The sequence below is a fragment of the Streptomyces nigra genome, from assembly GCF_003074055.1.
GTDB classification, from domain to species: Bacteria; Actinomycetota; Actinomycetes; order Streptomycetales; family Streptomycetaceae; genus Streptomyces; species Streptomyces nigra.
In genome coordinates this window covers 3,540,697-3,559,881 of the sequence record NZ_CP029043.1, presented here as the reverse complement: position 1 = coordinate 3,559,881, position 19,185 = coordinate 3,540,697, and the positions used below count along the sequence as shown (strand labels likewise).

17 protein-coding genes, 1 tRNA gene and 1 riboswitch are annotated in these 19,185 nt (G+C 73.7%); of the genes, 5 read left to right on the top strand and 13 right to left on the bottom strand.

The window, feature by feature from the left end; genetic code table 11:
* The first annotated feature begins 91 nt into the window (after positions 1–91).
* On the top strand, positions 92–1,066 hold the full coding sequence (locus DC008_RS16365) for a helix-turn-helix transcriptional regulator (RefSeq protein ID WP_374207464.1): 975 nt from the start codon (positions 92–94) through the stop codon (positions 1,064–1,066).
* Between the two features lie 34 nt (positions 1,067–1,100).
* Here DC008_RS16365 and DC008_RS16360 read toward each other — a convergent pair whose 3' ends face one another.
* The 9 genes from DC008_RS16360 to DC008_RS16320 all read right to left on the bottom strand — a co-directional run bounded on the left by DC008_RS16360 (position 1,101) and on the right by DC008_RS16320 (position 7,718).
* On the bottom strand, positions 1,101–2,552 hold the full coding sequence (locus tag DC008_RS16360; protein WP_108707621.1) for a phytoene desaturase family protein: 1,452 nt from the start codon (positions 2,550–2,552) through the stop codon (positions 1,101–1,103).
* A complete protein-coding gene (locus DC008_RS16355; protein ID WP_108707620.1) occupies positions 2,549–3,442 on the bottom strand; it encodes a serine hydrolase domain-containing protein in 894 nt (297 codons plus the stop codon). Before DC008_RS16355 ends, DC008_RS16360 begins: the two co-directional genes overlap by 4 nt.
* Positions 3,439–3,933 carry a hypothetical protein gene (locus DC008_RS16350; protein WP_108707619.1) on the bottom strand — a complete coding sequence of 165 codons (495 nt, stop codon included), beginning with the start codon at positions 3,931–3,933 and terminating at the stop codon, positions 3,439–3,441. The genes DC008_RS16355 and DC008_RS16350 overlap by 4 nt, the downstream gene beginning before the upstream one ends.
* Before the next feature lie 39 nt (positions 3,934–3,972).
* Positions 3,973–5,016 carry an HTTM domain-containing protein gene (locus tag DC008_RS16345; RefSeq protein ID WP_108707618.1) on the bottom strand — a complete coding sequence of 348 codons (1,044 nt, stop codon included), beginning with the start codon at positions 5,014–5,016 and terminating at the stop codon, positions 3,973–3,975.
* On the bottom strand, positions 5,013–5,651 hold the full coding sequence (locus tag DC008_RS16340) for a DUF5819 family protein (protein WP_123954007.1): 639 nt from the start codon (positions 5,649–5,651) through the stop codon (positions 5,013–5,015). Before DC008_RS16340 ends, DC008_RS16345 begins: the two co-directional genes overlap by 4 nt.
* An 11-nt stretch (positions 5,652–5,662) precedes the next feature.
* Positions 5,663–5,980 carry a hypothetical protein gene (locus DC008_RS16335; RefSeq protein ID WP_055624938.1) on the bottom strand — a complete coding sequence of 106 codons (318 nt, stop codon included), beginning with the start codon at positions 5,978–5,980 and terminating at the stop codon, positions 5,663–5,665.
* Positions 5,981–6,026: 46 nt separating this feature from the next.
* Positions 6,027–6,263, bottom strand: a complete 237-nt coding sequence (locus DC008_RS16330; protein WP_108707616.1) for a hypothetical protein — start codon at positions 6,261–6,263, stop codon at positions 6,027–6,029.
* A gap of 172 nt (positions 6,264–6,435) precedes the next feature.
* Entirely contained in the window at positions 6,436–7,080 is a 645-nt protein-coding gene (locus tag DC008_RS16325) for a GTP cyclohydrolase II (protein WP_108707615.1), read from the bottom strand.
* A gap of 122 nt (positions 7,081–7,202) precedes the next feature.
* Positions 7,203–7,718 carry a MarR family winged helix-turn-helix transcriptional regulator gene (locus DC008_RS16320; protein WP_108707614.1) on the bottom strand — a complete coding sequence of 172 codons (516 nt, stop codon included), beginning with the start codon at positions 7,716–7,718 and terminating at the stop codon, positions 7,203–7,205.
* A 122-nt stretch (positions 7,719–7,840) separates the two neighbouring features.
* On the opposite strand from DC008_RS16320, the gene DC008_RS16315 reads away from it, so the two are divergent.
* From DC008_RS16315 to DC008_RS16305, 3 genes are all read left to right on the top strand, one after another.
* A complete protein-coding gene (locus DC008_RS16315) occupies positions 7,841–8,974 on the top strand; it encodes a dihydrofolate reductase family protein (protein ID WP_108707613.1) in 1,134 nt (377 codons plus the stop codon).
* Between the two features lie 163 nt (positions 8,975–9,137).
* Positions 9,138–9,211: transfer RNA gene (locus tag DC008_RS16310), tRNA-Met, on the top strand.
* A gap of 304 nt (positions 9,212–9,515) precedes the next feature.
* Positions 9,516–9,673: riboswitch (cyclic di-AMP (ydaO/yuaA leader) on the top strand.
* 11 nt (positions 9,674–9,684) lie between these two features.
* Positions 9,685–10,707, top strand: coding sequence for a M23 family metallopeptidase (locus DC008_RS16305; protein WP_108707612.1), 1,023 nt, complete (start codon positions 9,685–9,687; stop codon positions 10,705–10,707).
* A gap of 98 nt (positions 10,708–10,805) precedes the next feature.
* On the opposite strand, the gene DC008_RS16300 is transcribed toward DC008_RS16305, so the two are convergent.
* The 4 genes from DC008_RS16300 to DC008_RS16285 form a co-directional block, all read right to left on the bottom strand.
* Positions 10,806–12,140 (bottom strand): PrsW family intramembrane metalloprotease, encoded by a 1,335-nt coding sequence (locus tag DC008_RS16300; RefSeq protein ID WP_244221363.1) that lies wholly within the window; start codon positions 12,138–12,140, stop codon positions 10,806–10,808.
* Between the two features lie 119 nt (positions 12,141–12,259).
* On the bottom strand, positions 12,260–13,111 hold the full coding sequence (gene trmB, locus DC008_RS16295; protein ID WP_108707611.1) for a tRNA (guanosine(46)-N7)-methyltransferase TrmB: 852 nt from the start codon (positions 13,109–13,111) through the stop codon (positions 12,260–12,262).
* Between the two features lie 395 nt (positions 13,112–13,506).
* Positions 13,507–14,715 (bottom strand): L-2-hydroxyglutarate oxidase, encoded by a 1,209-nt coding sequence (lhgO, locus tag DC008_RS16290; protein WP_108710725.1) that lies wholly within the window; start codon positions 14,713–14,715, stop codon positions 13,507–13,509.
* An 89-nt stretch (positions 14,716–14,804) separates the two neighbouring features.
* Complete coding sequence (locus tag DC008_RS16285) at positions 14,805–16,229, bottom strand: NsdA family TPR-like regulatory protein (protein WP_055624946.1); 1,425 nt, start codon at positions 16,227–16,229, stop codon at positions 14,805–14,807.
* 736 nt (positions 16,230–16,965) lie between these two features.
* On the opposite strand from DC008_RS16285, the gene DC008_RS16280 reads away from it, so the two are divergent.
* On the top strand, positions 16,966–19,053 hold the full coding sequence (locus tag DC008_RS16280; RefSeq protein WP_108707610.1) for an asparagine synthase-related protein: 2,088 nt from the start codon (positions 16,966–16,968) through the stop codon (positions 19,051–19,053).
* Positions 19,054–19,185 lie beyond the last annotated feature (132 nt).

The window sequence follows — 19,185 nt, the reverse complement described above, 5'->3', positions numbered from 1 at the left end:
CGGCCTGGCTCCGGGGCGGGACCGACCATCCCGTCCTTCGCGCGCCGGCCGGTCGGAGCGGCGTAACGGGGGCGACGCGATGGGATCGGACATGTCGGGGCTGGGGCTCTCCGCCCCCGAAGAGGCCGTGTACCGGCACTTCCTGCGGAATCCGGACACCTCCGACGACGAGATCCACACCCTGCTGGGACTGGACCGGCGCGACGTCGACACGAGCGTGCGCCGGCTGTGCACGCTGGGGGTGCTGCACCGGACCGGGCCGGGCGCGCTCGCGTCCGCCGACCCGGAGACCGCCGTGGAGCGCCTCACCGACCTGTGTCTGCGGGAGCTCCACCGGGAGCTCGCCCGGGTCACACAGGCCCGGCACCTGGTGTCCGAGCTGCGCCAGGAGCAGCCCCGGGAGGCCGCCTCCGCGCCGCGCGTCGAACGGCTGGCGGACGTCGAGCGCATCCGGGCCCGGATCGACGACCTCGCCTTCTTCGCGCGCGAGGAGATCCTCTCCGTCGAGCCGTACGTCGAGCTGACGCCGGAGAACATCGCCCACGCCCGCCCGCTCGACCAGCGGTGCCTGCGGCGCGGGGTGCGTATCCGCAGCGTCGTGCCGGGCACGGCGCTCGGCCATCCGCCCACCGCCGGGTATCTGCGCGAACTGTCCTCGCGGGGCGCGCAGATCCGGGTCGCGCGGACCGTCACCGAGCGCGTCCTCGTCTACGACCGGAGCACCGCCCTGGTGCCGGTGGACCCGGACGACACCGCGCGCGGCGCGCTGCTCGTCCGGGAGGAGGGGCTGGTCGCCCAGTTGCTCGCCCTGTTCGACAAGATCTGGAGCGACGCGGACCCCCTCCCGCGCCTCGACGAGAACGGCGACGACCGCGACCGTCCGACCGAGCTGGAGCAGCGGGTGCTGGAGTCGATGTGCCGGGTCAGCAAGGACGAGGTCGGTGCCCGCGAACTCGGCATCTCCGTGCGCACCTACCGGCGCCATGTGGCCGACCTGATGCAGGTGCTCGGCGCGGCCGGACGCCCGCAGGCCGCTCTGCTGGCCCGTGAGCGCGGCTGGATCTGAGCCCCGCCGGCCACGGGACGGCCGTACCCCTCTTTCATGACGCCGGTGTGAGTGCCGGGGCCGTGCGGATGCCGAACTCGTGCCGCAGCGCGGAACGGGCCGCCCAGTAGCCGGACATGCCGTGCACGCCGGGCCCGGGCGGGGTGGACGCCGAGCAGAGGTACACGCCGGGCAGCGGGGTGCGGTAGGGGTCGAAGCGGGGGACGGGGCGCAGCAGCGACTGGGGGAGCGTCATGGCTCCGGCCAGGATGTCGCCGCCGACGTAGTTCGGGTTGTACGTCTCGAGGTCCGCGGCGGTGACGGCCCGTTCGGCGAGGATCGTGTCCGTGAAGCCGGGGGCGTGCCGTTCGATCGCGGCCCGGATCATCGGCAGCGGATCACGGGTGTCGCCGTTGGGCACATGGGCGTACGCCCAGACCGGCCGTCGGCCCCGGACCTCGCGCGAGGGGTCGGTGACGGCGGGGTCGACGAGCATGACGAACGGTTCGGCGGTGGGGACACCGCGGGCCGCGAGGGTCTCCTGCCGCAGCATCGTGGCCCGGGTGCCGCCGAGGTGCACGGTGCCGGCGCGGCCGGCACCGGGGTCGCGCCAGGGGACCGGCGCCGAGACCAGGAAGTCGGCCTTGGCCGCGCCGGGGCCGTACCGGAAGCGCGCCAGGGCCTTCGCGTAGCGGGGCGGCAGCCCCTCGCGGGCGAGGGAGAGGAACCCCTTCGGTGCCACGTCCAGCAGGACGGCCCGGGCGCCGCGCACCTCGCGGAGGTCGGTGACGGGGGTCGCGGTGTGGATCCGGCCGCCGTGGGCCTCCAGATCGTCGGCGAGCGCGCGGGCGACGACGCCGCTGCCGCCTTTCGGGAGCGGCCACCCCGTGCTGTGGGCGAGGTGGCCGAGCAGCAGGGCCGTGGCCCCGGAGGCCAGGCTGGGCAGCCGTCCGACCGCGTGCGCGGCCACGCCGGTGAGCAGCGCGGCCGCCTCCTCGGTCGCGAACCCGTGGAAGGGCCCGCCGTGCCGCAGGACGCGGGGTGCCAGCAGGGCCGGTGCGGCGAGGTCGGCAGGCAGGGACCGTTGTCCGGACAGCATGAAGTCGACGACGCCGGTGCTGTGCGCGGCCAGCGGCGCCATGAGCCGGCGCCACCGGGCGCCGTCGGCGCCGAGCCCGGCGCAGGTGGCGTCGAGGTCGCGGTGGGCCAGGGCGGCCGGCCGCCCGTCGAGGGGCTGCGCGTAGGCGACCGGGGGGTGGAGGAGGTCCACGCCCCGGTCGGCCAGGCCGAACGCACGGAAGAACGGCGAGGCGGCGGCCATGGGATGGACCGCGGCGCAGAGGTCGTGCACGATCTCGCCGTCGAACAGGGATGCGGTGCGCAACCCGCCGCCGAAGTCCTCGGCGCGTTCGCGGATCTCGACGCGCAGCCCCGCGCGGGCCATGGTGACCGCGGCGGCGAGCCCGTTGGGGCCGCTGCCGACGACCGTGACGTCCACGTCCGTCACAGGGCCGGCCCCTCGGTCCGTTCCCGGCCTTCCGTGGCCTTCTTCGCCTCGGCCAGCAGGTTCAGTCCCACCTTGTCCGTCCGTGCCGGACGGCCGCCGAGCCGGTGCACGACCGCCCAGGTGGTGGTCCCGGGCACGGCCCCGACGAAGGCCGAGGCGTCCCGCGTCGCCCCGTTGTGCCACCGCAGCGCGCCGGCCCGCTGCCAGGACAGCGCGGGCTCGCCGAGCGTCCGGTCCACGAGCAGGCCCTTCACCAGTTCGGCGACGGCCCGGGGTGTGGCCCACAGCCCGCCCGCGGGCAGGATCGGCCCGGTCATGGTCCAGGGGGCGCGAGGTCGCCCGAACAGCCCGCGGGCCGTCAGGGTCCGATCGGCGGGCGGGGCGGCGGTGACCTCGTCGACGCCGAGCGGTGCGAGGACGTGCCGCCGCAGCAGTTCCTCGTACGGGCCGCCGCCGGCCGCCTCCAGGGCGGCCCCGAGGACCGCGTAGCCGAGGTTGGAGTACTCCTCGCCCACGCCGGGCGCCCGCACGGCGATCGTGTCCAGCCGCCGGAGCACATCGCCCAACTCCTCCGCGCCGAAGGCCGCGTACGGGTCACGGGGGTCGGCCGACGGTGACCGAGGGGGCAGCCGGGGCAGCCCGGAGGTGTGGTCCGCGAGCTGCCTCAGCGTGATCTCCGATCCGGTGGGAACGGCCGGAAGCCATACGGTCAGCCGGTCGTCCACGGACAGCAGTCCCGCGTCGGCCAGGCGGGCCAGCAGGGTGCCGGTGAGCGCCTTGGTGACGGAGCCGATCTCCACGTACGCGTCGAGGGCGTGGCCGCGCTCGGTCCGGACACGGCCGGTGCCGGAGATCGCGCACAGGGGGGCGGGGCGGGTGAAGGGGCTCATCCGTCCAGCCACTTCCGCAGCAGTGCCTGCCGCTCGGCCGGCTTCGGGGCGGGGTCGCCGGCACCCCGCCGCCATTCCATGAGCGTCCGGGGGGACGCGCCACCGTCGACGAACCGGGCCAGGAGCCGCTGGGAGAGGTCGAACTCCTCCTGCTCGTACGCGCCGGCGGCCGCGGCGTACACCCCCAACTCCTCCGCACCGGTGGCGGTTTCGAGGCGGAGAAGCATCGGTTCCGGGTCGCCCGTGCCGCCCATGGCCGCCGTGAGCACGACCTCCACGGCCAGCGCCAGGCGCCGGCGGGAGGCGCTGCGCACGAGGGCGCCCTCGACGGTGGCCGAGCGCAGGTCCTCCCAGGCCCATGTCCGGTGGTCCCCGGCTCCGTCCGTCTCCACGCCCTTCTCGGTCAGCCGGACGCCGAGGGCGTCGGTGCCCGGCGGGGCACCCACGTACACCTCGTCGGTGGTGATCCAGAACAGCCCGACCATGGTCACGGGCGACTCCCCTTCGCGTCGTACGTCCTGTGCGGACGGTCAGCCTGCATTCTTGGCGGCGGTCGTCCGCGCCGCCGTCACGGCGGAATGTTCCGGCCATCCGGTGCGCCTGCGTACGGACGCCGTGATCCGGTCGCCGACCCGGCCCGTCAGCCGGATCGCCGCGGCGAGCGGCCGGCTGAGGAAGATCAGGTCGCAGGCCACCATCGTCAGCGCGAAGCCGGTCAGCCCCATGAAGAAGGCGATCGACAGATGGAAGCCGATGGACGCCACCGCCGCCCAGGGGCGCAGCCTCGGCACGAGCACACCCAGCGGGAAGTAGACCAGGAACAGGGTGGTGGCGTAGGTACCGACGATCACCAGCAGGTCGTTCCCGTACACCAGCCGCGAGAATCCCGGGAGTTCGAACTCGGGGATGCGCATGATGTAGAAGAGCGCCGTGCCGTCCTGCCACAGCTTGCCCTGCACCTTGTAGAGGCCGCTGGTGACGTACACGAGGCAGATCTGCGTGGCGATGGCGAGGACGCCCAGGTTGTGCAGCGGGGTCTGGGCGGCGCGCAGGCCGCCTGGCAGCCGCTCCCGCACCCGCCCGGCCAGGCCGCTCGGGAAGGAGAGCCGGTCGTAGCAGCGGGTCAGCATCAGCAGGGGGATGACGAGGTACGCCAGGTTGTCGCCGCCGTCGAGCAGGAACTGGTTCCGCTGGTACACCGACCACAGGAACACCCAGTGCAGGGCGAGCACCGGCCGGCCGCCTACCCCCAGCGTGACCGCGAGCGCCAGCAGCATGCCGAGGTGGAAGACCAGTTCGAACCACGCCGTCGACGTGCTGACCGCGTAGAGGCTGAAGGTGCCGGTCTCGTCGAGGACGTCCGTGAAGCGGCTCCACGACTCGACGCCCGAGGGGCCGAAGAGATAGTGCCGGTCGGCGTACTGCGAGGCGTAGAACATGAAGCCGACGAAGCCGAGCAGGGCCCGGGTGCCGGAGACGCCGAGGACGGCGAACGGCGTGGCGCCGAACCGGTCGAGCGAGGCCAGGGAACGGTCCGCCCGGGCCCGCAGCCGCGCGCGGAGCGAGGCCGTCATCGTAGTTCACCCGCCTTCAGCCAGTCGAAGTCCTGCACCCGCACGGTGTCCTTGCCCGCCTTCGCCGGAGCGTTGCGCTTCGACCAGGGCGGAAGCTCGCGCACGTACATACGGATCTGGACGCGTTCCGGATCACCGCCGCAGACGCCGGGCATCTGGGTCAGCGAGTAACGGGCCAGGAAACGGACCGCGTTGTGCTGTGCCGCCCGCTCCTCCGGCATGAGACGAACCTTCTCGGTTCCGTCCTTGCCTCCGTCCTTGTGCTTCTCGCGCAGCCGGTCGAGCAGCGGGTCCGTCGCGTTGATGGACTGCATGGGCGCGGAGACGAGCCGGGACATACGGGAGGGGAAGAACCTGCTCTCCTGCGCCTCGCGCACGTAGGCGGTGGTGACGTCGTGGTACTCGGTGACGCTCCCGTCCCGGCAGCGGGCCCGGGCCAGCACACCGCGGTCGTCGGCGAGCGGATCCGGTGCGAAGAGCATCCAGTTCTGGACGAAGTAGGGGTTCAGATAGCCCTTCACCTTGTCGAAGTGCTGGACCTTCAACGGGGTGGCGGGGGCCTGGGAGAAGGCGGCGAGAGCGAAGTGAAGGCCCAGAAGGGCGGCGCCGCCGAGCAGCACCGCCCTCCTGGTCATGAGATGACGCGTCACTTGTCGAAGACCTCTTCGACGGACGCGCCGTTGCTGGTGGTGTCCGCCGGGGCGGAGCCGAGGCTCGCGATCCGGACCACGTTGCCGACCTGGCTGCGGATGGCCTGCGTGCCGGCCAGCGCCCGCCCGTGGACGACCGCGGCACGGGCCACGGAGCCGACCCACCGCGGCTGCTTGGCGTCGGTCTTGTGCTCGGCCGCCTGGGCGGCGGAGGTGGTCACCGAGGGCGCCGCGGCCTGGGCGGGAGCCTGGGTGGCGAGCAGGGCGGCCACGCCGCCGAGAACCACACCGGCACCGGCGATTGCCTTCTTCACTTTTGTTCTCCCGTTTTCGTTCTTCCGGCCCATCAGGTCCCTCAGGTCACTGCCACCCGTTGACCGGCCTGCACGGCCGGGCGAAGGGAGGCAGCTGGAGACGGGTGCCGGAGTGCCTTCTGCAGAGGCGCTCCACCGCCCGCTCCACCAGGTCGTGCGAGGCGTGTCCATGGAGCGGCACCGACAGCACGGGCCGCTGCTCCGCGGCGGCAGTGGCCGTACCCGTCGACCCCCAGCCCATGGTCGCGGCCGCGACCAGGACGACGATCGACCTGACGCGCACCGGATGACGCCTGGACCGCGCGTTCACTTGCTTCCCCCTTGACCTGACGGGTCGTTCTGACGAGAAAGACGATGCCATTGGAACAGCAGCGTCAGGCTGGTCGCTCATGTCAGCTTCCTGCAGGAAGGGCGGCACTTTCCTGCCGCGCGGCCGCCTCTCGCCGGGGCCGGGCCTACGCCAGATGCGCCCCCGCCAACTCCCCCAGCGGGAGTGTGTGCTGGGTGCGGATGACCTTGGCTCGGAGGTAGCGGACGTTGGCCGGGGTGGCGAAGACGCCGGTGGGGACGCGGTCGTGGACCGTGATGCCGAGGTCGCGCAACTGGTCGGCCTTGTCGGGGTTGTTGGAGAGCAGGTCGAGTTCGCCGATGCCGAGGGCGGTGAGCATCTGGGCGGCCGCCGTGTAGTCGCGGGCGTCCTCGGGCAGGCCGAGGGCCGCGTTGGCGGCGTAGGTGTCGAGGCCCTCGTCCTGGAGGGCGTACGCGTCCAGCTTGTTGTAGAGGCCGATGCCGCGGCCCTCCTGGCGCAGGTACAGCAGCACGCCGCCGCGCCGCGCGATGCGCTCGACGGCCTCGCGGAGCTGGGGGCCGCAGTCGCAGCGGACCGAGCCGAAGACGTCGCCGGTCAGGCACTCGGAGTGGAGGCGGACCAGGGGGGTGGTGCCGGGCTCGGGGGTGCCGAGGACGACGGCCACGTGTTCGAGGCCGTCGGCCAGGCCGTGGAAGGTGACCAGTTCGGCGTCGGCGGTGTAGCCGTCGGGGAAGCGCAGCGGGACCCGGACACGGGCGCGCTGGGTGGCGGCTGCGAGGGAGTCGGGCATGCGGGTCTCCGGGTTCCGTGCGGGCTCTGCTTCAGATTTGAAGCAGCTTCTCGGAACGCGACCCTACCTCGTGCTTTAACTTTGAAGCAATGACTCCGGGTCACGCCGTCCTGCGGTGTGCGTCACGAACACGGCTTCGACGCACGCCGGCGCCAGGGCACCTCGTCCCCTGTGGTCTGGCCGCAGCCCCCCTCCACGCCCGAGCCGATCGCCGTGAAGATGTCCTCCAGCTGCCCCACCTGCTCCGGGGACAGCCGGTCGAAGATCAGCGACCGTACGGTGTCCACATGGCCGGGGGCCGCGCGCTCCAGGAGCCGCATCCCCTCGTCGGTGAGGGCGGCGACGCTGCCCCGCTTGTCCACGAGGCAGTCCTCGCGGGCCACCAGGCCGTCCTTCTCCAGACGCGAGACGCCGTACGTCAGCCGGCTGCGGGTGATCTTCAGCCGCTCCGCGAGGTCGGTCATGCGCAGCCGGCGCTCCGGGGCGTCGGACAGGGTGGCGAGAATGGAGTAATGCAGATGAGGCATGCCGGCCCCCTGCTGGAGCTGCCGGTCGAGCGCGTCCTCCACGAGCGCGACGGCGGCGATGTAGGCGCGCCAGGCGCGCTGCTCCTCGGGGGTGAGCCAGCGAGTCGTCATGTGTCCAGTGTAGGTTTGTTTCAAACTTGAACCAAGCCGATCGGTCGAGTTCCGATCGACCAACCCCGATCAGCCAAGCACCGATCGACCAAGCCCCGATCGCCGAGCGGGAGAGCGTGCCGATGCCGTCCTACCCCTACGTCCTGCTGTCCGCCGCCGTCTCCCTCGACGGCTACCTCGACGACACCGGCCCCGACCGGCTGCTGCTGTCCAGCCCGGCCGACTTCGACCGGGTCGACGAGGTACGGGCCTCCGTGGACGCCATCCTCGTCGGCGCCGGCACCATCCGGGCGGACAACCCCCGCCTGCTCGTGAACTCCGCCGAGCGGCGCGCGGCCCGCACGGCCGCCGGCAGGCCCGAGTACCCGCTGAAGGTCACCGTCAGCGCGTCCGGCGAACTCGACCCGGCGGCCAACTTCTGGCACACCGGTGGCGAGAAGATCGTCTATACGACGGAGAAGGGCGCCGGGCGCCTGCGCGAGGACCCCGTCGCCGCCGACGTCGTCGCGCTCGGCGACGACCTGGACTGGCGGGACCTGCTGGTCCACCTCCGCCAGGTCCGCGGCGTCGAGCGGCTGATGGTCGAGGGCGGCGGCACCGTCCACACCCAGCTCCTGCGGCAGGGGCTCGCCGACGAGCTGCAGCTGGTGCTGGCCCCGCTGTTCGTGGGCGACCCCCGGGCGCCCCGCCTCTTCGGGCCCGGCGGCTACCAGGAGGGCCGCCTCCGGCTGGTCGAGACCCGGCGCATCGAGGACGTCGTCCTGACCCGCTACGAGCCGACCGCGCCCGGTACCGGCGTCCTGCCGGCCGCCGCGGACCGGCACTGGCTGGCCCTCGCGTGCGACCTGGCCGCCGAGTGCCCGCCCTCGCCGACCGCCTTCAGCGTCGGGGCGGTCGTCGTGGCGGCCGACGGCACCGAGCTGGCGCGCGGGCACTCCCGGGAGGGCGGCGACCCGGTCGTGCACGCCGAGGAGGCGGCCCTCGCCAAGATCGCGCCCGGCGACCCGAGGCTGGCCGGCGCCACCGTCTACACCAGCCTGGAGCCCTGCACGCACCGCTCCTCACGGCCCATGCCCTGCGCCCGGCTGATCCTGGCCGCCGGGGTGCGGCGGGTCGTGACGGCCTGGCGCGAGCCGGACACCTTCGTCACGGACGCCGACGGCAGCGGGATGCTGACCGCCGCGGGGGTGGACGTCGTGGTGCTGCCCGAGTACGCGGGACGGGCCGCGGCGCCCAACGCCCACCTGGTGCCCTGATGCGCGCCCTGCCTTGCGCCCTGGTGCCCGATCTGATGTGACACGTCCCGCACCACGGCGACAAAAGCCCTGGTCAGAGGGGGGTCGTAGGCGCGGGCAGGGCGGGTGCGGCGGTAAGGCGTGTGCGGTGGGTCCCGAGAATGGCGTACAGTAGAGACATCGCCGCGGGGTGGAGCAGCTCGGTAGCTCGCTGGGCTCATAACCCAGAGGTCGCAGGTTCAAATCCTGTCCCCGCTACTGAAGACTCAGGGCCGGAACTTTCGAGTTCCGGCCCTGAGTGTTTTTCCCTCCTCTGTCGCGCCCCCGACTCGCTGTCACGGAACGTGAGGGAGCGAACCCCCTCCGCATAACAACTGACGAACCGTCAGCTGTATTGAAGGGGGTACGCGCGAGTCAACTCGCCCGATTTAGGCCGCTGATGACCCGTAAGTCCAGCCGGAAAACGTTAATGATCAAGCGGAACAGCTTGGAATACGCACCCCGCGTCTATTAACGTTCGATAACGCAGCGCGGTCGTCCCAGCCGTCACAAGAGTCGGCTCCGTGCGCACACGCTTAATCCTGTAGAGGAACCGGGGAACCACCACCTTGGGGTGAATCTCGCGGATACCGCCGTGGCAACACGGCACGTATACGCGCGTAGGAGACCTTCCTGCTCCGAACCCGTCAGCTAACCCGGTAGGCGAGAAGGAAGGAAAGGAGTACGCCCACGTGGCGTCGAACCGTCCTGCCCCGCAAGCCCCCTTCGTGCCGGGCCAGCGCACCGCCGACACCTTCGGCTACGACCTGCACCGCACCGACGAGGGCCCCTTCGAGGAGTGGAACCCCACCGCGGAGTCCCTCCGTCCCGTTCGCGGCAGGCACCGCGTCTCCAAGCAGCGCGGCGGGGGACTCGCCCGCAGCTCCACGGTTCTCGGCGTCGGCGTCATAGCGGCCGTCGGCGCGGGCGGCATGGCCACCGCGCAGAGCGGCAAGCCGCCGGTCGCCATCACGATGCCGGACCTGCCCCTGATCTCCGACGACGACTCCGCCGCGGACGACAGTGCCACCGCCCTCAGCACGATGGGCGAGACCGCCGACGAGACCGCCCAGAGCGGTTCCGACGCCGGTGAGGCGCTGCGCAGCCGGATCATCGCGCAGGCCGAGCTCCAGCAGGACCAGGTCGACAGCAAGGCCGCCGCGGCCGCCGTCGCCGCCGCCGAGAAGGAGGTCGCCGAGGCGGCCGCCAAGGCGGAGAAGGAGGCCAAGGAGCAGGCCGCCGCCGCCAAGGCCGCCGCCGAGGAGGAGGCCGCCAAGAAGGCCGAGGCCGAGCGCCTCGCCGAGCTGGCCAAGCAGTACACGCTGCCGACCTCCTCGTACACGCTCACCTCGGTGTTCGGTGAGGCCGGCGCCTACTGGTCGTCCGGTCACCACACGGGCCTCGACTTCGCCGCGCCGACCGGCACCCTGATCAAGGCCGTGCACTCCGGCACGATCACGTTCGCCGGCTGGGACGGCTCGTACGGCTACAAGACCGAGCTCACCCTCGACGACGGCACCGAGGTGTGGTTCGCGCACCAGTCCTCGATCAGCGTCAGCGTCGGCCAGAAGGTCGCCACGGGTGACGTCATCGGCCGCGTCGGCGCCACCGGCAATGTGACCGGCGCCCACCTCCACATGGAGGTGCATCCCGAGGGCAGCAGCGGCGGCATCGACCCGCTGGCCTGGCTGCGGAGCAAGGGCCTCACTCCCTGAGCGCCTTCCCCGTCTGAACCCCGGCAGTCCTGACGACGACCCCCCGACGTCAGGGCTGCCGGTTCTTCGTCCGTGCCGCGCCGCCCTCCCCGACCCGTCTACCCGAGGTAGGGGTTCCAAACCGGGGCTTGCGGTCCGCCGTGGGCGTGCCCGTTCGGGGCGTACGGCTGCTGCCACCAAGTGCCGTGCGCCGCGGGCACGTACGCGGGGACGGGCCGGGTCCGCGCTGTGACCGCGTACTGCAGGGCCGGGCGGGCCCACGCGCGGCGCAGCCACAACTCGTTCAGCAACTCGCCCTCGCGGGCCACGTAGTCCGCGCCGGCCCGGCCCCGGCGGCCCCGGCGCCTGAGGAACGCGAGCGAGGTGGCGTACGCCTCGTACTGGGCGACCGCCCGGGCCGCCGGACGTCCGCCGTGGTGGCGGGCGTACTGCCGGGCCACCCGGCGGTCCCGCATCGAACCCAGCGCGAACGGCTCGGCGGGGGACAGCCATCCGGCGACGGCGTAGGCCGGCAGCTCCTCGCGGACGGTCCTCAGTTCGCGGTACCGGGTCCACAGCATCAGCCAGACCAGCAGCCCGAACGCGGGCACCATGAAGGCCGCGTACACGGCGAAGAATCCGAACTCGCCGAACGTGGAGGAGCCGTTCCACAGGGCGTGCATGCCCATCGCGAGGAGCAGCCCGGACAGCGGCAGCAGCACCCGGCGCACCCGCTGGCGTTCCCCGGCCAGCGCGGCTGCGCCGAAGCCGATGCCGGTGAGCACGGTGAACAGGGGGTGCGCGAAGGGCGACATGACGACGCGGACGAAGAAGGTCGCCGCGGTCACCGAGGCGATGCCGCTGCCGCCGGACAGCTGGTCGGTGCCGAAGGCGGTGCCCAGATAGAGGATGTTCTCGGTGAAGGCGAAGCCGGTGGCGGTGACACCGGCGATCACCACGCCGTCGAGGATGCCGCTGAAGTCCCGGCGCCGGAAGAGGAAGACCAGCAGGACGGCCGCCGCCTTGGCCGTCTCCTCCACGACGGGCGCTATGACCGTCGCGCCCAGGGTGTCCGCGTGGGACGGGTCGGCGGTCGCGGTCGCTATCCAGCGGGTCGCGAAACTGTTCGCCACGATCGCTATGAGCGCCGCCGCGCAGGCCCCCCAGGCGAACGAGAACACCAGGTTCCGCCAGGGGCCCGGCTCGACGCGGTCCAGCCAGCGGAAGGACGCGACGAGCAGCGGCACGGGCAGCACCGCGAGACCCAGCCCGACCAGGAAGCCCTCCGTGCCGGTCTGTTCGCGCACCAGGGCCAGGATGACGAGCCCGGACAGCGCCAGCAGGGTGCTGAGCGCGGCGTAGGGCACCCATCGGCGCTGCCACCAGTGCGCGTGCCGCAGCGCCCCGCCGGCGGGGGCGGGGGGATGCGTCGGGTACGGGGGGCTGGTGGCCACGGCATCGACCCTAACGAGACGGGGGCGCCGCCCGCAGCGGCGCGAGGGCCGGGGCGCCGGTGAGGGGGTGGTGTCGGTGGTGCTGTGTGCTCTCGCAAGTGCTGTTACGCCCGCTGCTCCTACCGCTGTACGCGGCGGAAGAGCAGGTCGTTCACCACATGACCCTTGTCCAGTCCCTGGCCTTCGAAACGGGTCAGCGGCCGGTGCGCGGGACGGGGCGCGAAACCGCCCCCGGGCTGGGTGTTCTCGAACTCCGGATGGGCCGTCAGCACCTCCAGCATCTGCTCGGCGTACGGCTCCCAGTCGGTGGCGCAGTGCACCAGCGCGCCCGGCTTCAGCCGGGTGGCGGCCAGGTCCAGGAACGCGGGCTGGATGAGCCGCCGCTTGTGGTGCCGCTTCTTCGGCCAGGGGTCCGGGAAGTAGACGCGCAGCCCGTCGAGGGAGTCCGGCGCGAGCATCTCGCGCAGCAGGATGATGGCGTCGCCGTTGCCGACGCGGACGTTGCGCAGGCCGTGGTGCTCGGCGAGGTTGAGCAGATTGCCCTGGCCGGGGGTGTGCACGTCGACGGCGAGGATGTCGGTGTCCGGGTCGGCGGCGGCCATCTGCGCGGTGGCCTCGCCCATGCCGAACCCGATCTCCAGCACGACCGGGTGGTCGTTGCCGAACAGTTCGGCCAGGTCGATGACGCGCTGCCCGTCGATGTCCAGGCCCCACTGGGGCCACAGCCGCCGCAGCGCGTCCGCCTGGCCGGTGGTGACCCGGCTGCGGCGCGGCTGGAAGCTGCGGATCCGCCGCTCGAAGTGCGACCCGGCCGGATCGGGCTTCGGCCCCTCGGGGAACCGCGGCTCCCCCTTGGCCCGAGCGGGCGGGACGGGGTCGCCGGGGGTGCGGGGGCCCTGCTCGCCGGGGGTGCCGGCGGAGACGGGCGCACGGGGCGGGGCGGCTTCGGGGGCGTTGCGGGAATCAGACACAGTGGCATCGATTTTACGTGCTTCCCGGTGCCGCCACTTTGGGCTGCGGGCCCGGGCTGGACGGCCTGGACGGCCTGAGGGTGCCGGCATTGGGCTGCGGGTCCGGCTCGGCGGCTCGAGCGGCCTGAGGGTGCCGGCGTTGGGCTGCGGGTCCGGCTCGGGCGGCCCGAGCGGCCTGGACGGCCCGGACGGCTGAGGGTGCCGCCCTTGCGCCGTGGGCCCGGGCCTGAGCGGTTCGAAGGACCCGTGGGCCCGAAGGCCTCGTGGGCCCGAGCGGTCCGAAGGCCCCGTGGGCCCGAGCGGCCCGAAGGCCTCGTCGGCCCGAACCGCCCGAGGATGCCGCCCTTGTGTCGCGGGCCCGGCCCGAACGCCCTGGACGGCCCCGGACGCCCGGATCAGGCGGTCGCCAGCGCCGCCAGCGCCCGGCGGGCCACCTCGCGGCCGATCGGGAGGGACGCCGTCGCCGCCGGGCTCGGTGCGTTCAGTACATGGACGGCGCGCGGGCCCTCGCGGATCAGGAAGTCGTCCACCAGCGAGCCGTCCCGCAGGACCGCCTGGGCCCGGACCCCGGCCGCCGCCGGCTCCAGGTCCTCGGGCTCCACGGCGGGCAGCAGCCGGCGCACCGCGTCCGTGAACGCCGCCTTGGACAGCGACCGGCGCAGCTCGCCCGCCCCGTACCTCCAGTGCCGCCGGGCCATGCGCCACGCCCCCGGCCAGGCCAGCGTGGTGCCGAGCTCCCGGGGCCGTACGACGCCCCAGCCGTAGCCCTCGCGGGCCAGCGCCGGCACCGCGTTCGGGCCGATGTGAACGCCGTCGTCGATGCCCCGCGTGAGGTGCACGCCGAGGAAGGGGAACGCCGGGTCCGGCACCGGGTAGACCAGGCCGCGCACCAGCTCGGGCCGCCTCAGCGTGTAGTACTCGCCCCGGAACGGCACGATCCGCGCCTCGGGGTCGTCGCCGGTCAGCCGGGCCAGCTCGTCGCAGTGCAGCCCGGCGCAGTTGACCAGGACGCGGCCACGGACGACGTCCCCGCGCGTGGTGCGCACGGCCACCCCGAGGGACGGTCTGCGGTCGACGCGCTCGACGCGGGCGCCGTAGCGGATCTCGGCGCCGGACGCCTCCGCCAGCCGGCGGGCCACCCCGGTGAAGTCGCAGACGCCGGTCGTCGGCACATGCAGGGCGGCCAGGCCCCGTACCTCCGGCTCGTGCTCCGCGATCTGCGCGGCGCCCAGCTCCCGTACCGCGATGCCGTTCTCCCGGCCGCGCTGGGCCAGGGCGTGCAGCCGGGGCAGCTCCTCGCGGCCGGTGGCGACGATCAGCTTGCCGGTCACGGCGTGCGCGACGCCGTACTCCGCGCAGAACTTGACCATCTCGGCGGCGCCGCCCACCGCGTACCGGGCCTTGAGGGACCCCGGGCGGTAGTAGACGCCGCTGTGGATCACCCCGCTGTTGCGTCCCGTCTGGTGGCGGGCGGGGCCGGGCTCCTTCTCCAGCACGGTCACCCGGGTGCCCGGCGCCGCACGCGTGACCGCGTACGCCGTGGCCAGCCCGACGATCCCGCCGCCCACCACGAGCACGTCACAGTCGAGCCCGAGCGCCCGCACCCGCACCACCTCCCGGCTTCGATGATGCCCTGCCCCACTGACAGCGCGGTCGAACCCGGGAGGCGCGCCCAGTGGGTGTCATGAGCCGCTCAGGCCGGCGTCATGAGCAGCGGGCGGGCCCGCTCCCGCAACTCCACGACCCGCGGCTCGTCGCCGTACGGCTCCAGGCGGTGCAGCAGGTCCTTCACGTACTCGGTGGTGCGCGCGGACGATATCCGCCCGGCGACCTCCACGGCCCGCACGCCCTGCTCGCACGCCGCGTCGAGGTTGCCCGACTCCAGCTCGGCGACCGCCGACACGACGAGCCGCAGCCCGTGCGAGCGCACGAACTCCTCCGTCGGCTTCGACAGCGCCTGCTCGGTGAACCGCCGCACCTGCCGGGGCGCCTTCAGGTCCCGGTAGCACTCGGCGGCGTCCGCGCAGAAGCGGTCGTAGGAGTAGAAGCCGAGCCACGACGGGTCGTGGTCGCCCTCGCGGGAGCGCTCCAGCCAGCCCTCGGCCGCCTTGAGCGCGGCGCCGGCCGCCTGGGCGTCGCCCGCGCGCGCGTGGGCCCTCGCCTCCACCAGGCGGAAGAAGCTCATGGTGCGGGCCGTGGCGAGGCCGCGGTTGCGCTCCAGGGCGGCCTGCGCGAGGTCGACGCCCTCGTCGCCGAAGCCCCGGTAGGTGGCCTGGAGGGACATCGAGGCCAGCACATAGCCGCCGAGCGGCACGTCGGCCGCCGCGCGGGCGAGCCGCAGCGCCTGGATGTAGTACCGCTGCGCGGCCTCCTGCTGACCGGTGTCGAAGGCCATCCAGCCCGCGAGCCGGGTCAGCTCGGCCGAGGCCCCGAACAGGGCGCGGCCCACTTCGTCGGAGTACGAGCCGAGCAGCAGCGGCGCGGCCTCCACCCGTAAGCACTCGGGGACCATGGAGGAACGCCAGTCGCCGCCCCCGTACTTGGAGTCCCAGCGTCTGGCGTCCTCGGCGGCCTCGCGCAGCTTCTGCACATCGCTGTGGCCGACTTTGAGCGGTGCCCCGGAGCCCTCGGACGGGCCCACCTCGCGGGCGACCGACGAGTCGGCCGGTGTTATCAGCCACCGGGACGCGGGGGTCGCGTACGCGCTCACCGCGAACGAGCCGGCCAGGGACTGCCAGATGCCGCCGGAACCGGCGCGGCGCCCGGCCAGGTCGAGACGGTAGAGCTCCGTCGCCGACTTCACCGCCTGTCCTACGTCCCGGGGGAAGGCGAGGCCCACCTCCGGCGCGGGGTCCGCGTCCGCCAGGCCGATCTCGTGGAGCGGCACCGGGCGGCCGAGTTTCTGGCCGATCGCGGCGGCGATCAGGTGCGGCGCGGCACCCTGCGGCACCATGCCCTTCGACACCCAGCGCGCCACCGACGTCTTGTCGTAGCGAAGTGTCAGTCCCCGCTGGGCGCCAAGGTCGTTGACGCGCCGCGCGAGGCCGGCGTTGCTGATTCCCGCGAGGGCGAGAACGGCGCCGAGTTTTTCGTTCGGCCCGCGTTGCTCCCTGGACATGCGCCACCCCTCGACACAGACGGCTGCCGCTCTGGCATAACCGCGCGGCATTCGTAAACCCAGCGTAGTTCGCCGCATCCCAAGCGTTAAGGGGCATTCTTCCGGATGGCGGGATTGTGGTCCGCACTCAAGTGCGCACCCCCTACGCACAGTTGTGCCGTGCTCCCGCTGTGTGGCCGTGCGCCCGCATGTGCGCTCTTCTCCGGCCACCGGGGGAGCGGTTCCATGGATCTCGCGTGGGTCGGCCCGCTGTACTGGATCCAGTGGGCTGGGGGATTCCGCCGCCTCCATCCCCGCGGGCGGCGGAACGGTCCGGGGGGCGCACTCCGTTCCCCGGACTGCGCGCGCGACGAGCACGGCGCGTAGTCCGCAGGGCTTGCACGGAGTGTGCGTAAGCCTGTCCCTACAGCGCCGATTTGGCCGAAAACCGACCCCGCCCCGTACGGGTGATTTCCGCTCTCACCATGGAAGTTGAGGGCGCATAAGGCGTTTTCAGGGAGCGTACCGGGGGCGCATTCAGGTCGCGGATGTTGGCCGATCCACCCCTGCCACCAGCCCGATCGCCCCCGCCCGTACGGCAGTCGGGGTCGCGCGCGACCTGGGCGGGGGGCGCGGATACGGGCGCATTCAACGACGCCGAGCGGCTCCGTCGCCGCTCCGGCGCGCCTCCTTCATGGCAGCATGGTGACCCGGTTCATACCGTGCACCTGGTTGTCCACAGCCTGTGGAGGCGTCGATGCGGTGGTTGGTGGGATGGAGCAGCACCGCCGCGGTGGCCGCCGGAATCGGCTCCGCCGGCGCCACCGGGCCCGACGGCGAGACCGTGCACCCGGTGGGCTCCCAGCTTCTGTGGGGCGACCCGGACCCGCTGTGGGCGGTCGGCGACTGGCGTCCCGACGAGGTGCGCGTGGTCAAGGCCGACGCACAGAACCGCATCGCCGTCCTCGGTACCTGCGGGGCCAGCGACGAGCAGCTGCGCCTCGGGCTGTTCGCCGCGCGCGGGGGCGCACTGCGCCATCTGACGGCCTGGCCCGGCAGCTACACCGCCGTCGTGCAGGTCGGCCGCCGGGTCACGGTGTGCGGCGACCTCGCGGGCGCCCGGCCCGTCTTCTACACCCCCTGGGCCGGTGGCACCGCCTACGCGACCGCCGCCCTCCCGCTCGCCGACCTCATCGAGGCCAACCTCGACTTCGGGCACCTGGCGGCGCTGCTCGCCGCCCCCGACGTACCGGCCGCGGTGCACGACTCCACGCCGTACGACGGCGTACGGCGCATCCCGCCCGGGCATGCGCTGATCCTGCGCGCCGGGGCGCGTGAGATCGCCGGGTACGAACCCGTCGCCTCGCTGGCCGTGGCGGCACCGCCGGCCGACCCCGACAGCGCGGTGGACGCCGTACGCGACGCGCTGGTGGACGCCGTACGCGCGCGTCTGTCCGCGCCCCGCCATGTGCCGGACATCGACCCGGGACCGGTACCCGGAATGGGCCCCGCCGAGCGGCGCGCCGCGCGCGGGATGCCCGTCCCCGGCATCGGCGCCGACCTGTCCGGCGGACCCGCCTCGGGCACCCTGGCCCTGCTCGCCGCCGGCCTGCCCGGGATGCCGGGCACCGTCCTGGGCCACGGCACCGGCGCGGGCGAGCGGCTGCTCGCGGTCACCTTCAACGACCTCGCCGTCGGCGGCCGCGAGGCGGAGCTGGAGCGGGCCGGCGCCCTGGCGGCCAACCCCCGTCTCCACCACGTCGTGGTGGCGGGCGGCGACGACACCCTGCCCTACGCCGACCTGGACGGCCCGCTCACGGACGAGCCGGGGCCCAGCCTGGTGACGGCGGCACGGCACCGCGCCCGCCTCGCGTCCGGCAGCGCCGACCACTTCACCGGCTACGGCGCCCGGCAGGTCCTGGACGCCCACCCGGCCCGCCTCGCCGACCTGCTGATGGACCGCAAGCGCCGGCATCTGGTGCGCCCGGTCGCCGCGCTGACCAAGGCGGACGGCTCGGTGCTGGTCCCCGCGCGCGTGTACGGCGCGGCCCGCAAGCTCGCCCGCACCCCGTACGGCGCGGGCCTGGAGACGCTGGCCGCCCGGCTGATGGACCACCGCTTCGAGGAGCCGGGCGGTGCGGTGGGGGCCTCGCTCGCCGCGCTCACCTGGGCCAGACCCGGCCCGGCGGCCCGCTGGCTGACCGGGGAGGCACTGGCTGAAGTATCGGTTCGCCTGCAGTCGGCGACGCATCGCAACGGCGTCGGCCCCGGCCAGCGCCCCGGCGACTACCGCGCGCGGGCGGCCCTCGCCCGGCACGCCGCCGACATCCGTGTCCTGGAGCAGGCCGCCGAGATCCGCTCCCAGCGTCTGCACACCCCGTTCCTCGACAACCAGGTCGTCCGCGCCTGCCGGGCCCTCCCTGAGGCCCTGCGCGTCCAGCCCGGCGCCCGTGCCTCGATCCTGCGCCGGGTCCTGGAGGGCGCCGGTGTGGCCGACCTCCCGCCCGGCTGGGGCGCCACCTCGCACGCCCCGGCGGCGGTGGCGGCCCGCACCGGCCTCAGGGTGGCGGCCGAACCCCTCATGGACCTCTTCGGCAGCCCGCTGCTCGCCCAGGCCGGCCTGGTGGAGGCCCGGGTGGTCCGCAAGGCCCTGCGGTCCGCCGCCGAGGGCGAACCGCTCCCCCTGGACGGCCTCGCCGACCTGGTCTCCCTCGAACTCTGGCTGGGCCGCCTGCTGTCCCGCCGGGGCACCTGCTGGACCGGCACCCCGGCCCGCGCCCGTGCCGTACCGGCCGGTATCCGGCCGCAGCGCGGCGCCCTGGGGGCGGGGGCGGCGGGTCGGTAGACCCCGGCCGACCCACCCCGGCCCGCGCCCGTGCCGTACCGGCCGGTATCCGGCCGCAGCGCGGAGCCCTGGGAGCCGGCGCGGCGGGCCGGTAGGCGGACCGGCCAGGACTCGTCAGGACACGGCCCTGGG

Coding starts and splice junctions, on each gene's coding strand:
- DC008_RS16365 (WP_374207464.1), top strand. CDS start 92: ATGTCGGGGCTGGGGCTCTCCGCCCCCGAAGAGGCCGTGTACCGGCAC.
- DC008_RS16355 (WP_108707620.1), bottom strand. CDS start 3,442: ATGAGCCCCTTCACCCGCCCCGCCCCCCTGTGCGCGATCTCCGGCACC.
- DC008_RS16345 (WP_108707618.1), bottom strand. CDS start 5,016: ATGACGGCCTCGCTCCGCGCGCGGCTGCGGGCCCGGGCGGACCGTTCC.
- DC008_RS16340 (WP_123954007.1), bottom strand. CDS start 5,651: ATGACCAGGAGGGCGGTGCTGCTCGGCGGCGCCGCCCTTCTGGGCCTT.
- DC008_RS16325 (WP_108707615.1), bottom strand. CDS start 7,080: ATGCCCGACTCCCTCGCAGCCGCCACCCAGCGCGCCCGTGTCCGGGTC.
- DC008_RS16320 (WP_108707614.1), bottom strand. CDS start 7,718: ATGACGACTCGCTGGCTCACCCCCGAGGAGCAGCGCGCCTGGCGCGCC.
- DC008_RS16315 (WP_108707613.1), top strand. CDS start 7,841: ATGCCGTCCTACCCCTACGTCCTGCTGTCCGCCGCCGTCTCCCTCGAC.
- DC008_RS16285 (WP_055624946.1), bottom strand. CDS start 16,229: ATGTCCAGGGAGCAACGCGGGCCGAACGAAAAACTCGGCGCCGTTCTC.
- DC008_RS16280 (WP_108707610.1), top strand. CDS start 16,966: ATGCGGTGGTTGGTGGGATGGAGCAGCACCGCCGCGGTGGCCGCCGGA.